We start from the raw sequence: 12,438 nt of genomic DNA, 5'->3' as shown, positions 1-12,438 counted from the left end.
CCGCTCAGAGGCTTATTACCTTCTCAGCCTGGAGGAGCGCGTTGAGGATCGCGTGCATCGTCACCGGTTTCCCCACTGTAATGCCGGCCTCGCCTTCGATCTCCCTGAGGGATTTCTCAGCGACAAGAATCTGGACGCCCTGCTCCTGCATGATCGACAGACTCTCCATGGCGGCGGAGCCCGGTTGCGCCAGCCTCACCGCCGAACCGACAAGGATGATTGCCTTCGGCTGCGGGGCGATCTCGGTGAGGGTGTAGAGGAAGCCGTGCATGAGACTGCGGGCGTGGGGATGATCGCCGCCCCCGATTGCGCCGCTGTTAATGTAGATGACGCAGCCGCTCTTCCTCTCAGGGGTGGGAACGAGCTGCATCTCAGCATCCGGTGACGGGACCGCCTGGCCCTGGGAGTTGACGGTATCAATGTCCCCGCTGCCGTGCTCGGGTATGTGCGGTGAGTAGCCCATGGCACCCGTGTTTCAGATTTGCCGATCTGCTGCCGACAACCCTTTTCTCGCGACGTCCTCGGTACTCTACCATAGTGTGCAGGCGCCCGCAACCTTTTCCGGGCCCCGCTCTCCTGAGAAAATGTTTGAAAAACTGCACCCCCGGTGTATAATCCAGAGCATGGAGTGGAATGGAGCGGGGAACATGTTGAGCGTGCGCGTCTCCATGAGCGCTGCGGTTGCGGCGTTGCTCGTCGGCTGTGCCGGGCCCAATGTCTGGGTTACCATCAGGCCGCGGTTCGATTCTCAGAAAGTTCACACCATCGCCGTATTACCGTTTGAGAATCGATCAGGATGCCCTGGCGCAGGGCAGGTCGTGTCGGAGAAGCTCACCGCCCTGCTCCTCCAGAGGGGCCCCTATAAGATAGCCCCGGGGGGCACGCTCAAGGCCGATACCCCAAAGAACTATTCACCCCCCGCGGGCGATATGAATCCTGCCGTCGCAATGGAGCTCGGCCGGTCAACAGGGGCTGACGCGCTCCTCATCGGCACTGTTCTGAACTACAAGAGCGACCGCTTTCATGAGGTGCGTTTCTACGGGGAGCCATTCGATTATGGTGAATCTCCACACCCAGCCTATTATGACCAGATGCCCGTTGACTGGTATAAAATAGATGCCGTGGTCGAGGCGAGCATCAGGCTTATCGACGCTTCCACGGGGAGGGTCATCTGGTCCGACTCGAGGGTCGGCACCTCCTCTTCCTATGGCGCTCCCCCTGCCCGGGGCGAGGCGGAGGTCCTGGACCAGGCCGCGGATAGCGCCGCAAGGAAACTTCTGCTCGGCCTCATCCCGCACCAGCAGCGGGCCAGGGTGCCGCGGGGCAGTCTCGTTGTCTGCGGCGCGTTCATCGATCACGCCGTGGATATTCGCTCCGCGTTCACCCCCCGGGATGATGCGCTCTACGTCGTCATCGAGCTCGACAGAGAATTTGCGGGGAAAGAGATCCTCGTGAAGATAGACAAGGTGGACACGGGCGCGACCATCTCCGAAGAGCGCTACACGTGGGAAGAGGCGAGCGACATTCACGCGTTCAAGGAGAATATCGCCGCGCTCGTTGCGAAGGGTGGCCCTGGGAGTTATCGGGCCACCTATTTTATGAATGGCGGGAGGATCGCCCATACGGATTTCCGCATCCGGAAAGAGTAGCACTCGCCTGGAGGATCACTCATCAATGACCCTGAAATATCACCGGCACCTCTACGTGACGCTCATGCTCGCCATTATCATGATCCTCATCATGGTCCCTTTCCTCAGAAATGATGAGCGGGGCCGCTTCTTTCTCTCGCTGCTCTTACTCCTCGTCATCCTTGGGGCACTCAAGATCCTCGCCTCATCGCGCCGCATTTTCTGGGTAGGCGTCATCCTCGGGCTGGGCGCAGGATTATGCGGACCGCTCTTGCCGTTGATGACAAACCTGTCACCCGCAGCATGGAGCGCGGTCAAGTATTCGCTCATGGGTGCCTATGTCGCATTTTTCACATTGGTAATTTATGTGCTCTTGAAGAGCATCTTCACCGGCTGCAGGGTCACCGGCGACAAGATATACGCAGCGATAAGCGGTTATCTCCTCCTTGGCATTTTCTGGGCGCTCATCTACGCGATTGCGGAAGACCTTGACCCCACTTCCTTCGGGAGGGTCATGCCGCAATGGGGAGGCTCTTTTTCCGAGCTCCTTTATTTCAGCTTCACCACGCTGACGACATTGGGCTATGGCGATATCGGCCCGCAGACCGCGCTTTCCCAGACGCTCTCGTATATGGAAGCAATTTCCGGGCAACTCTTCGTCGCGATCCTCATCGCGAGGCTCGTCGGCATGAACATCGCCCAGATGACCCATACCCCTCCGCCGGCGCAGGAGGAGTGATCTCCGCGGCGGCAGCGTTATTACATCGTGCATTCCAGGATGTTACAGCTCATCTTGTGTTCCTGTTTGGAAAAGCCCTTCCTCATTCGAATGTTGCCGGACGAGGGCAATCTGTGCTATCCTTTGCAGGCATAGTGCGCACGCGAGTCGCCGGCGGAGAAACGAAAGAACGCGCGATGAATGATCTTTTTGAAAAAACAGTACAGAAGTACCTTCTCCCTGTGGAGAAGCTCGCCGACGGGCCTTCGGACGCCATGTATTTCCTGCACAGGAAGGGCGGCCTTGTGTACAGCGAGGGATATGCCCACCCTCCGGGGGGGCTCTTCGGTTGCCTGATCAAATATCCCGATCCCGATGGTCATATAATCATTTACGGAAAAAATTTTAACTGGACCCACCGGCGCTATGAAGGCGGGAAACTGGTGATTGTTTCCTACAAGGAGCAGGTGCGCCGCCAGGTCGAGCTGCTCCCCGAGCTCGCCACGCGACCGCCACGCCCCCCCTATGCGGACCACTTCAGTCATTTCCTCCTCAGCGAGATGAGGGGTTACTTTGACGGCAAAAGATCCCTCCGTCTCCTCATGGAATCCACGCCACGGATCGCGGAGGTCGTCAGCTCTCTCGAGGAGCTCCTGTGCGTGCCGAGGGAACGGGTGGGGTGCAACGGATCGCTCTCGTACGGTTACTATAAAGAGCCCGAGGAGGATGTGGACGTCATCTTCTTCGGGAGCGTACAGGAGAACTTCGAGATCATCAAGCGCATCAGGCAGCTCAAGAGGGAAAGCCCGGATCGAGAGTGTGTCGAGCTCGGCAAAACCTGGCCCCTTCGATTCAAGCACCTCGGCACGGTCATCTGTCCATTTTTCAAGTACGCGCGCCGCGATGAGATACCCCTCAAAGATTTTCGCATGGAGGTCATCAAGGAATCGGTTTCAGCGAGCGGAGTGGTCGTCAATGACCGCCACACCGGCTACCTCCCCGCCATCCTCACGCTCGACCACGTCACCCTGGATGGCCGGCAGCGTCGCGAGCCGATCGATGTGGTCATCTATGACGGGTCGCAGCGCGGGGAGTATTTCGGTGGCTACCGACTGCGGGTCAGGAGCCGCCTGGTGAGGATTACCAGGGCCCGCGATGAGCGGGACGCCCTCCTCGTGACGCTGCCGCGAGAGATAGAGACGCTGGCGTAAGCCGGGGGACAGTGCGTGGAATACCTCAAGCTCCTCAAGAAGAACAAGCGAGCAGTCATCTACGAGCTCAAGGGTGAGTACGGCGACAGCCTGGTGCGCTACATTGCCTCAACCCCCGAGAGCCGGGAGGTCTGCAACCGGCCGGAGATCATGGGTGTCAGGTATACCGACCTTCTCGAGTCCGCGATCGCCTCGATCCTCGTCAATTTCCCGCCGGCCTCAGCGATACGCAGGCTTGATCCTCGCTCAATCGGGGTCGTCCACTTCCTCCGGGGCAGCCTCAACTTCGGCATGCGGCGCGCGCTCGCGCGGGCGTACGGCTTCAATATCCACTCGTCCTCCTTCATCACGTCGCAGCGCGAGAAGGACAAATACGGGCGGTGGTTCATCAAGGACAACCAGTACCGCAAGATTCTCATTCCCCCCGACGGCACGCTCTTCTTCGCTGACGTCATCGCCACCGGGATCACGATCAGCAATGGCATGGACATCATCGTGAACCTGGCCAAGAACAGCGGGACGCCCATCCGCCAGGTATTCTTTTTCACCATCGGCTGCCACAAGCTCGAGAAGCTCCTCAGGCAGTACCACGCGATGCTGCGCCAGCTCTTCCCGCGGTACGAGCGGACCTGCGCCGTGTACCTCGAGGGCAAGTTCCACCTCGCCGACTCCAAGACCGCGGTGAAGATAAAAATCCAGGGGACCGATCTCATGCGGAGCCGGTGCCTCCTCGCGCCGGAGTTCGAACTGTCGCAGTACGAATCGACCTACTATCCGCTCGAGCGCTGCGTCATCTACGACGCCGGGACGCGGGCCTACGACATCGAGGATTACCTGAGAAAGTTGGAGGCGTACTGGAGGGAGCTCAGGCACCTGGCTGAGACAGGCTGGACGCTCGAGGATGCCCTGCACGAGCGCTGGCCGGAGGATGAATACCGTCAGCCCTTCGAGGAGTTCAAAGCGGTCAAGTCAAAGCAGTGGCAAGGGGTGAGCGAGGCATTCCTGAAAAAGCTCCACGCGGCATACCGGAGGAGATGGAGCGCGGCGTTCAGGAAGAAAGCGGGGACTCCCCAGGCGCTCATTAACCTCTGCGACAGCCGGCTCACGCGCCTCTCCCGAGTTCTCTGAGCAGCGCCTCCCGCATCGCCGGGAGCGGCGCATCCACCCCCAGCCAGATCCGTTCCTGCTCAGCCGCCTGGTAGATGAGCATGTCCGTGCCCGTGATCGTCCCGGCGCCGATCGCCCTCGCCTCTCTGATCAGGCGCGTCTCAACAGGGTTATAGACCGCGTCCATGACCACCATGTCGCGCGTGAGCAGTTCGGTCGGGAGAGGGCTCTCTTCCGCCGCGGGGTGCATCCCCACCGAGGTGGTGTTGATGAGGATATGAGCTGACCTCAATGCATGGGCGAGCGCCTCGCCCGGGAGAGTGATGGCCGCCACCTCGCGAGCTGAAGGAAACGCGTTGAGCAGATCCCTCCTGAGAGCCTCCGCCCTGGAGAGCGTCCTGTTAGCGATCGTCAGTGAGGCAGCCCCCTCGCGGAGCACCTGTGCGCACGCCGCGCGTGCGGCGCCCCCCGCTCCAAGCACGATGACCCGCCTGCCCCGGGGAGAGACACCGGCATCTCTCAGTGTGCGGCCCACCGCGGACGCATCTGTGTTATCGGCCATCAGGACACCTCCGCCGGTGATAGAGACAGTGTTCGCCGCGCCAATTGTCTCCACCTCCCCCGCACGCACCGTACAGTACTTGATGACCTCGGTTTTGTAGGGGATCGTGACCGCCAGCCCTTTGAACGGCGCAGAGGGGACGGATTTCATGAACTGGTCAAAGCAGGCGGGTGACACCGGCTGCGCCGTAAACCGGCAGGGGAGGCCGAGGGCTTCGAATGATGCATTGTGAATCACCGGTGACATGGAGTGGCCGAGGGGCCACCCTATGACGGCATACTCTTTCATGTGGGGATCAGGACTCGGGCTCTCAGCCGTATCGGCGTGAGGCGTATCGGTGTAACGGCGTAACCACAAAGAAAGTATCTTAACTCTATGCGCCATCACCCCCTACGCCCACACGCCCCACGATCTTTCGCACCCTGAAGGGGGTGCGCTACTTCTTTATGTTCTGCACTCCCTGCCACGCCCGCCACAGGTACAGGGCGTCCAGGATGGCGATGCGGACCATTGCTTCGGCGACGGGGTAGATTCGCGGGCAGATCGTGGCGTCGCGTCGGGTGATCGCGGCGAGCCTGGCTGGTTCCATCACGCGCTTGTCTATGGAGTCCTGTTCCATCGAAATTGTCGGCGTCGGCTTCACCGCCATCCGGATGATGAGATCCTCGCCATTAGTGATCCCTCCCATGAAGCCGCCTGCATTATTCGTCCGGAATCGCACCCTGCCCTTCTCTATATAGGGCGGATCGTTGCACTCAGATCCTCGCATCCCCGCCACGGCGAAGCCGGCGCCGATCTCCACGCCTTTTACCGCTCCGATGCTCATGAGTCCGTGAGCGATCGTGGCGGAGAGCTTGTCGAATACCGGCTCGCCCAGGCCTGCGGGAACCCCGCGGGCAATGATTTCAACCACGCCGCCGCAGGTATCACCCGCGCGCTTGATTTCAAGAATCTTCGCGATCATTTGTTCCGCGGCTGCACAGTCCGGGCAGTTGAGCGGATTCGCGCGATAGTTCTTCTTGATCTCCTCGAAGCTCATGTCCCGCGCGCTGATGCCGCAGCTCTCCTTGACGTAGGCAAGCACCTCGATATTCTCGCGCAGCAAAATCTGCTTCGCTACCGCCCCTCCCGCGACCCTCCCGACAGTCTCCCGCCCGCTCGCGCGCCCCGCCCCGCACCAGTCGTAGTGCTCCCCGTACTTCACGAAAAAGGTGTACTCGGCATGGCCCGGCCTGAAGAGGTGCTTCACCGAGCGGTACTGCTCGACGTGCTCCGGTTGCCTGTCAACATTGCGCACGATGATCCCCACCGGCGCGCCGGTGGTCAGCCCTTCCTGGCCAAGCCCCGCGAAAACCTCGGCGATGTCGGTCTCCTTGCGCGGTGAGTCGAGGTCGCTCTGGCCGGGCTTCCGCTTGTCGAGCTCCTCTTGGATCATGCTGTTGGTGAGTTTTATCCCTGCCGGGACACCATCCACAATGACGGCGAGGCCGCCCCCGTATGACTCACCGCACGTGGTGATCCTGAATACGCGACCGAACGTATTGCCGAGCATACGCAGAACCTCCTTTGCGAAATCCCAAATCCTCCCTCGACCCCGAAAGGGGTCTTCCCTCGACCCCGACGGGGCCTCGGGACAAGGACCCCGGAGGGGCGTGGACGAGAACCCATGAGGGGCAAACTCCAAATCCCAAATAATAAACATTGATTAGCTATTGGGATTTGGGATTTTGGATTTGGGATTTACTCGTTCACGAGTTCCATCCGTGCCCCGCACCGCCGCATCAGTTCCGTGAAATCGGGAAAGGTGACGCCCGTCGCTTCGGCAGTGTTTATAACGGTTTCTCCGCCCGCCGCGAGGCCCGCGACTGCCAGCGCCATCACCACGCGGTGGTCGTGGTGGCCGGACACCAGCGCGCCGTTCAGCCGCTTCCCCCTGATGATCAGGCCGTCCGCGCGCTCTTCCACGTCTCCCCCCATCCTCCTCAGCTCCTGCGCCATTACCGCGATCCGGTCTGTCTCCTTGAGACGGGCCTGTGGCACGTTCCGCAGCTTTGTTTCACCAGCGGCGAAGCAGGCAATTGCCGCCAGCGCGGGGAGCGCATCCGGCGTGCTGTTGAGGTCGAACTCGGCACCCCTCAGGTCACCGCCCTTCACCCTCACGCCGTCGGCCATGATCTCGATCTCGGCCCCCATCTCTTTCAGCATGCCTACCACTGCCTTGTCTCCCTGGACGTCACCCATGTCCAGACCGCGCAGGACAAGTTCGCCACCCGTGACTGCCGCCGCGCAGAGGAAGAACGTTGCCGAGGAGAAGTCCCCGGGGATGCGGCGATCGAATGCGGAGTATCTCTGGCCCCCCTTCAGGTAGAAACGGTCCCACGCCTTGCGCTCGTAGGTGATGCGCTGTGAATCCAGCCAGGAGAGCGTCATCTCCACGTAAGGGACCTCGTTCAGCTGCAGTACCCTGATCTCAGAGTTCTTCTCGGCGAGGGGAGTCGAGATGAGGAGGCTAGAGAGGAACTGCGAGGTGACCGCCCTGATTTCCGTTCGCCCGCCCTCCATCCTGCCGCGTATCACGGCCGGCGCGCATCCGTTCGGACGGGTGGTGAATCCCTCCGCCCCCAGCAATCGGTATGCCTCGATGAGCGCGTGGACGGGGCGGCGCCTGATCTGGTGGTCACCGGTAAAAACCGTGTAGCCGGGGCACAGCGCCGCGACCCCCATTCCCAACCTCAACGCCGTCCCGGAGTTGCCCACATCAATCACGTCTTCAGGCACCGAGGGAGCGCCCGCGGTGCCTGAAATGAACCAGTCCTCGCCTGTTTCTACATTTGCGCCGAACGCGCGGCTCATCCCGATGGCAGATCTCGTATCGGCTGAATCCAGAGGTTTGATAATCCTCGAGCGCCCTGCTGCCAGGGTGGCGATCACCACCGCCCTGATGGTGTGTGATTTGGAACCCGGAATCCGTACCTCGCCACGCAGTGTTGATGGGTGAACAATGAGCTTCATGGATGCGGCCCAGCATGAACAGGAAGATTCACCGCGCTCCCACGCGATGAGCGATGAGCTGACCTTCACGGTAAATATATCATCACGGCGAAAAAAAGAGAATGCAAATTCTATCCGTTCGAAAGGGGCGGCGCACTACCAATCGCCCCGGAGGGCGAGGTCGGCAATTCTGCAGATAAAATCAGAGTACGGGATGCCGGCGGCTGCCGCGGAGCGCACGACCCCCGCGTCAAGCCCGATGCATGGATTCGGGTTGACCTCAAGTACAAAGGGCACATTCGTCCGGCTCAGACGGATATCCACCCTGGCATAACCGCGGCAGGATAGGATGCGATAGCAGGCGAGCGCCGTTTCTTTTACCATCCTCTCCGTCGCGCGCGCCAGGCGGGCCGGGCACAGCGGCACGGTGGTGACATACTCTTCACTCTCGGGGACCCACTTCGCGCGATAGTCGCACACGCGCGGCCTCCCCTCAGGTATCCGGCTCATGTCAATTTCGGAGATGGGCAGGACGACCGGTCTCCTGTTGCCGATGATTGAGACATTGAGCTCTCGCCCTTCGACATACGCTTCGACCAGGGCGGGCTGGCGGTACCGCGTGACGATGAACCGGCATCGCTCCATGAGCCTTGCCCTGCTTGTCACGAAGGCGCTTCGGGATATTCCGAGGCTCGCGTCCTCCCTGAGGGGTTTGACGAACAAGGGATAACGCATTCCCCGCGGCAGCGTGCGGGGGACGCTCCCGTCACATACAAAATAGGATGGGGTGGGGATGCGCTCCGCGATGAGGAGCTTCTTGGTGAGCGCTTTATCAAGGGCGATGCCCAGGGTGAGCGGGCCGCAACCGGTATAGGGTATCCCGCTCAACTCGAGGAGGGAACAGACATTCATCTCATGCTGGCTGTCGCCCATTGCTCCCTCGCACAGGTTGAATACCAGATCTGGTCGTGAAGCGATGAGCCTTTTGAAAAAATTCCCCGCGCTGCGGATGAGGGGGATGCAGAAGGCATGATCGCCCCGCTTCGCGAGGATATCCCGAACGCGCAGGACATCGGTGAGGATGCTCTCCGATGCGTCATCCTCATGTTCCTGGCGCGGATCACGAGGGTGAAACACATTGTAGATAACCGCAACCCGCCTCGCCCGTTTTGAAGACATCGCTCAACCCCTCAGGCCGCTTACAGGTCTATTATATTCTGCGACGAGATAAGTTCAAGAAGAAAATCTGGAAAAAATCTGGAAAAAATGTTTGCCCTCTGCCGGAAGAGCTGCTACCATACGCATGAGAGTCGCGCGTTCCGCAAGAGGGGCGATTCTCGGGCAAGACCTTGGGAGTGCCGATTATGGATACGCAGAAGCCCAACGAGATGAAGCAGAAATTACTCTCGCTCCAGGAACAAATTCTGAGCGAAGTCAACGCGCTGCAGAAAGGGGCGCTGAGCCAGTCGCTCAAGGAGAAATCAGGCGATCTCTCGGGCTACGCCATCCACCTTGCTGACTCGGCGAGTGATTCGTATGATCGCGACCTTACGCTCACCCTCGCATCGCGCGAGCAGAACGTACTCAATGACATAAACGCAGCGCTTGAGAAAATAGAGAGCGGTGAGTACGGTTGTTGCGAGCAGTGCGCTCATCCAATAGATGAGGCCCGCCTCGATGCAGTTCCCTATGCGAGATTATGCCTGCAGTGCAAGGAGCATCAGGAAAAGAACCCGTCATGAGGGTGCCCCCGCACACCCGGCGCTTCCCCATAGAGATGAGTGCGGTCTTGTGCCTCGTCCTCCCCGCGTTAGTTCTCGGCTCGGGCACGGCGCGAGGCGGACCAGGTGCGGGAGGGACGTCCCTGGGGACGATTCTTTCGATCGATCGAGAGAGACGGATCCTCAAGGTTGAAAACGAATCCGGATCGATCGACACCTTTCACATCGATGATGCCGCCACGCTGATATTCTGTGGCGCGCGCCCATTACGCATCGGCGAGCTGCGCGCCGGCATGAAAATCGAGACTGATTGCCGCCCCTCGGGAAGAGCGCACCCCCCCACGGTGACGTGGATTGAGGTACGAGAGGATAAAGACAAATGACAAAATTCAAATGACAAAACTACCTTGGCGCTTTGTCATTTGTGCTTTGGTATTTGTCATTACAAGGAGTTGCTATGCCTGGTGAGTTTATGACGCTGGAAGAGGCCGCCAAGTTCCTCAACATGAGCGCGCGGGCGATCAAGCTCATTGTCGAAAAGGGATATGCCCAGAGGGACAAGGACGGAAGATTGCTCGTCAAGACCGCGGAGATCAGGGATTGGCTCCATCGCGGCGTGAAAGATTTTGACATCAACCAATTGAATACATTGGAGAGAGACTATAGTGAGCATTCCATCGCGATCCATCCGCTGCTCGACCCGAAATGCATCACAAGAAGGATTGTCGGCAGGAACAAATTGGCGGTGATTGATGAGCTTATCGAGCTCTTGATCGAGCATGGCGGCGTGAACCGTAAATATAAGAAGATGATTCGAAATGCGGTCATTGAGAGAGAGCGCATGTGCAGTACCGCCCTCGCGGACGGTGTTGCCATCCCGCACCCGCGAGAGCCGCTGACGGGCATCATCAAGAAGCCCCGCCTCGTGCTGGGCCTCTCGTGGCACGGCATAGACTTTGAGTCGATCGATGGGAAACTCACCCATGTAGTAGTGTTGCTCTGCACGCCCAAACTCGATCTGCACCTGCAGCTACTGGCCCGGCTCACGAAGCTCCTCAGGAATCTTAAAATGAGGGTTGCGCTCTGCAGGGCGAAGGATGAGCGGGGCGTTATCGAGGCGTTCGCATCGTTTGAGAAAGCGCTGCAGTGACGTCGCCGCGTGCATCTCACAGCGCAATGTAATAGATTGCTTCCCTGAAGGTCGTCTTTCTCACCCTGCCAGTTTCAACGAGGTGCGTGATGCGCCTCGTGATATCGCTCATGCGGGCACCCGTTCCCCTGGCAAGATCGCGTGCGGTTGCGGGCCGCCGCTGGAGCCAGGAGAGGATTCTCTCTTCGATATCCTCGGCGAGGCTGCGAACCCCAACGCCCGCGGATTGCGCGATGACATCAATGGGGATTACCCGAAGGCACTTTGCCATGAAAGCGCGCGCCCGCTGCATTTCACGGGGGGAGAGCGGTCGCACCCACACCTCCCCCGGGGGACGGACGACGGTATTCAGCTGCACGCGCGCCGGCCGTATCTTTGCCGCGAGCGCGCTTATCCTCCTGAGCTCTGCCGGTGAATCGTTGACGTCCTTCACGAGCACCACCTCCAGCCATACCCTGCCGGGAAAATGAGAAACAAAATCCTTGATGCCCGACACCACCTTCTTGAAGGTGAGGGAGCGGTGGGGCCTGTTGACCGTGCGGAATACCCCCGCTGAGCCGGCGTCGAGATCGGGGATCACCAAGTCTGCGGCGCGCAGGGCGTTCCTGACCGAAGCATTATGGAGGAGGGCGCCGCTCGTGAGGACCGCGACGGGGATGTCGGTCATTATTTTTATCGTCCGGATTATCTTCCCGATCTCCGAATGCAGCGTGGGCTCCCCTGATCCCGAGAGGGTGATCCAGTCGATCCTGCCGCCCCTCTTCAGCGCAGCCCTGATCTGCCTGATGATCTCCCCGGGGGAAACGTACGTTCTCCTCTGCAGCGTCCTGTCGGTCGTCCGGCCGAGCTGGCAGTAAACACAGTCCAGGGGGCAGGTTTTAAAAGGAACCAGGTCCACACCAAGAGAAAAACCCAACCTGCGCGAGGGGACCGGACCAAAAACCATTCTTCCTTTTTTTGCCATGGTAATTGCCTCTTGAAACTTTTCCACCACCTCACGGCGATTGTAGCACAAAGACCTCCAATCCTGAATACGTAACGGCGTAATCCCTCAGCTATAGGGGGGAAACAATGTAAACGATTATCCACTGATTTCACGGACGAGCACGGATTTTTAAACAGGCTATCCGTGTAAATCCGTGTCAATCCGTGGATGAAAACACTGCTTAGAGTGGATTACTGCCCCCGTAACTGAGGTATTAGGTAACGGCGGTAAGGGGTCACTTATAGAGGGGGGCCACGGATCCCGCTAAGCGGGACGGATTATGACGGATATTCACAGATGAAAAGAAAGCTTCATCTGCGGCCATCCGTGTGGTTATCCGTGAAAATCCGTGGCGAACATCATTT

At 59.6% G+C, this 12,438-nt stretch carries 13 protein-coding genes; 7 read left to right on the top strand and 6 right to left on the bottom strand.

Annotation, left to right across the window (positions count from 1 at the left end; translation table 11 throughout):
• Nucleotides 1-4 precede the first annotated feature (4 nt).
• Nucleotides 5-463 (bottom strand): hypothetical protein, encoded by a 459-nt coding sequence (locus NTX71_12240; protein MCX6340668.1) that lies wholly within the window; start codon nucleotides 461-463, stop codon nucleotides 5-7.
• On the opposite strand from NTX71_12240, the gene lptE reads away from it, so the two are divergent.
• The 4 genes from lptE to NTX71_12220 all read left to right on the top strand — a co-directional run bounded on the left by lptE (nucleotide 462) and on the right by NTX71_12220 (nucleotide 4,685).
• Entirely contained in the window at nucleotides 462-1,649 is a 1,188-nt protein-coding gene (gene lptE, locus NTX71_12235; protein ID MCX6340667.1) for an LPS assembly lipoprotein LptE, read from the top strand. The genes NTX71_12240 and lptE overlap by 2 nt on opposite strands.
• A 25-nt stretch (nucleotides 1,650-1,674) precedes the next feature.
• Nucleotides 1,675-2,367 (top strand): potassium channel family protein, encoded by a 693-nt coding sequence (locus tag NTX71_12230; GenBank protein MCX6340666.1) that lies wholly within the window; start codon nucleotides 1,675-1,677, stop codon nucleotides 2,365-2,367.
• Between the two features lie 134 nt (nucleotides 2,368-2,501).
• The gene (locus NTX71_12225; protein ID MCX6340665.1) at nucleotides 2,502-3,557 is read left to right on the top strand and encodes a hypothetical protein; all 1,056 of its coding nucleotides are present in this window, start codon (nucleotides 2,502-2,504) and stop codon (nucleotides 3,555-3,557) included.
• A gap of 15 nt (nucleotides 3,558-3,572) precedes the next feature.
• Nucleotides 3,573-4,685, top strand: a complete 1,113-nt coding sequence (locus NTX71_12220; GenBank protein MCX6340664.1) for a hypothetical protein — start codon at nucleotides 3,573-3,575, stop codon at nucleotides 4,683-4,685.
• On the opposite strand, the gene aroE is transcribed toward NTX71_12220, so the two are convergent.
• The 4 genes from aroE to NTX71_12200 form a co-directional block, all read right to left on the bottom strand.
• The gene (gene aroE / locus NTX71_12215) at nucleotides 4,660-5,514 is read right to left on the bottom strand and encodes a shikimate dehydrogenase (protein ID MCX6340663.1); all 855 of its coding nucleotides are present in this window, start codon (nucleotides 5,512-5,514) and stop codon (nucleotides 4,660-4,662) included. The genes NTX71_12220 and aroE overlap by 26 nt on opposite strands.
• A gap of 148 nt (nucleotides 5,515-5,662) precedes the next feature.
• Nucleotides 5,663-6,778: a chorismate synthase gene (aroC, locus tag NTX71_12210; GenBank protein MCX6340662.1), complete on the bottom strand. Its 1,116-nt coding sequence runs from the start codon at nucleotides 6,776-6,778 to the stop codon at nucleotides 5,663-5,665.
• A gap of 188 nt (nucleotides 6,779-6,966) precedes the next feature.
• Complete coding sequence (aroA, locus tag NTX71_12205) at nucleotides 6,967-8,238, bottom strand: 3-phosphoshikimate 1-carboxyvinyltransferase (GenBank protein MCX6340661.1); 1,272 nt, start codon at nucleotides 8,236-8,238, stop codon at nucleotides 6,967-6,969.
• A gap of 135 nt (nucleotides 8,239-8,373) precedes the next feature.
• Complete coding sequence (locus NTX71_12200; protein ID MCX6340660.1) at nucleotides 8,374-9,396, bottom strand: ATP-grasp domain-containing protein; 1,023 nt, start codon at nucleotides 9,394-9,396, stop codon at nucleotides 8,374-8,376.
• Between the two features lie 185 nt (nucleotides 9,397-9,581).
• Here NTX71_12200 and NTX71_12195 point away from each other — a divergent pair, with 185 nt between their 5' ends.
• The 3 genes from NTX71_12195 to NTX71_12185 all read left to right on the top strand — a co-directional run bounded on the left by NTX71_12195 (nucleotide 9,582) and on the right by NTX71_12185 (nucleotide 11,088).
• Nucleotides 9,582-9,959 carry a TraR/DksA family transcriptional regulator gene (locus NTX71_12195; GenBank protein ID MCX6340659.1) on the top strand — a complete coding sequence of 126 codons (378 nt, stop codon included), beginning with the start codon at nucleotides 9,582-9,584 and terminating at the stop codon, nucleotides 9,957-9,959.
• Nucleotides 9,956-10,321: a hypothetical protein gene (locus NTX71_12190; GenBank protein MCX6340658.1), complete on the top strand. Its 366-nt coding sequence runs from the start codon at nucleotides 9,956-9,958 to the stop codon at nucleotides 10,319-10,321. Before NTX71_12195 ends, NTX71_12190 begins: the two co-directional genes overlap by 4 nt.
• A gap of 74 nt (nucleotides 10,322-10,395) precedes the next feature.
• The gene (locus NTX71_12185; GenBank protein MCX6340657.1) at nucleotides 10,396-11,088 is read left to right on the top strand and encodes a PTS sugar transporter subunit IIA; all 693 of its coding nucleotides are present in this window, start codon (nucleotides 10,396-10,398) and stop codon (nucleotides 11,086-11,088) included.
• A gap of 16 nt (nucleotides 11,089-11,104) precedes the next feature.
• Here the strand turns inward: NTX71_12185 and NTX71_12180 are convergent, their stop codons facing one another.
• The gene (locus NTX71_12180; protein MCX6340656.1) at nucleotides 11,105-12,052 is read right to left on the bottom strand and encodes a radical SAM protein; all 948 of its coding nucleotides are present in this window, start codon (nucleotides 12,050-12,052) and stop codon (nucleotides 11,105-11,107) included.
• Between the last annotated feature and the right edge of the window lie 386 nt (nucleotides 12,053-12,438).

It is taken from the genome of Candidatus Auribacterota bacterium (assembly GCA_026392035.1).
Taxonomy (GTDB): Bacteria; Auribacterota; Tritonobacteria; order UBA1439; family UBA1439; genus JAPLCX01.
The sequence above is the reverse complement of the archived record's forward strand: the minus strand, read 5'-3'. Positions and strand labels throughout refer to the sequence as shown.